2 protein-coding genes are annotated in these 1253 nt (G+C 75.3%); both read left to right on the top strand.

Features of this window, described 5'->3' with window-relative positions:
- Positions 1-722 (top strand): PLP-dependent transferase (locus APM_RS13095; protein ID WP_007423844.1); only part of this gene is annotated, 722 nt, incomplete at its 5' end.
- On the top strand, positions 719-1253 hold a 535-nt coding region (locus APM_RS13090; protein WP_138919199.1), incomplete at its 3' end, for an FAD-dependent oxidoreductase. The genes APM_RS13095 and APM_RS13090, both read left to right, overlap by 4 nt.

Below are 1253 nucleotides of genomic sequence, written 5' to 3'. Positions count from 1 at the left end.
CCGGCCTGGCCGACATCGCGCTGATCGCCCGCGTCGCGCGCGAGGCCGCCGCCGGCCAGGCCCGGCCGCCCGTCGTCATCGTCGACAACACCTTCCTCGGCCCCACCCTGCAGGCGCCGCTCCGCCACGGCGCCGATCTGTGCATGACCTCGCTGACCAAATATGCCGGCGGCCACAGCGACCTGCTGGGCGGCGCCATCTCCGGGGCCACGGCGCTGGTCGAGCCCCTGCGCAAGCGGCGCACGCTGATGGGCACCCATCTCGACCCGCATGGCAGCTGGCTGCTGCTGCGCTCGATCGAGACGATGGGCCTGCGCGTCGAGCGGGCGGGGCAGAACGCCGCCACCGTGGCGCGCTTCCTCGCCGCCCATCCCAAGGTCTCGCGCGTCACCTGGGCCGGCTTCGCCGATCCGGCGAGCCCGGCCGGCGCCCTGCTGCGCCGCCAGTGCGACGGCGCCGGCCCCACCTTCGCCTTCGATGTCGCGGGCGGCGAGGCGTCCTGCTTCCGCCTGCTCGACGCGCTCCGGGTGTTCCGCCTCGCGGTCAGCCTCGGCGGCACCGAATCGCTGATCTGCCACCCGGCGACGACGACGCATTTCTCCGTCCCGCCCGAACGCCGCGCCGCCGCCGGCGTCACCGACGGCACCATCCGCATCTCGGTCGGCATCGAGCACGAGGCCGACCTCATCGAAGACCTCGCCCAGGCGCTGGAGAAGGCATGAGCATGGACACGACGCTGCCGCCGCACGGCATGGCCGATCCGAAATCCGCTTCGGGCAAATTCCCCGCTCCCGAACAGATGGTCGACGTGCTGGTGGTCGGCGCCGGCCCGGCGGGCCTCGCCGCGGCGCTGGAGGCGGCGCGCTCCGGCGCCTCGGTCCTGCTGGTGGACGAGCATCCGGTGCCGGTCGGCCTCGCCGGGCTCGACGTGCCCTATCTCTTCGGCGGCCGCGCCGGCACCGCCCTCGCCAACCCGGCGCGCATGGTCGAGCGGATCGCCGCCGCCACCCCCGGCCTCGCGGAGGCGTATGACGCCGGCGTCGAGGTCCTGCTCGGCGTCTCCGCCTGGGGCGCCTGGGTCGAGCGGCCGGGCCTCGCCGTGCTGCCCTGCAGCCTGGCGGGGCTCTCGGACGGCAGCCGCTCGTGGATGTGCGGCTTCCGCCGCCTCGTCGTCGCCGCCGGCGCGCGCGACCTCGTGCTCTCCTTCCGCGATGCCGACCAGCCGGGTGTCATGGGCGCGCGGGGCCTGGCCG

The organism is Acidiphilium sp. PM, assembly GCF_000219295.1.
GTDB lineage: Bacteria > Pseudomonadota > Alphaproteobacteria > Acetobacterales > Acetobacteraceae > Acidiphilium > Acidiphilium multivorum.
The sequence above is the reverse complement of the archived record's forward strand: the minus strand, read 5'-3'. Positions and strand labels throughout refer to the sequence as shown.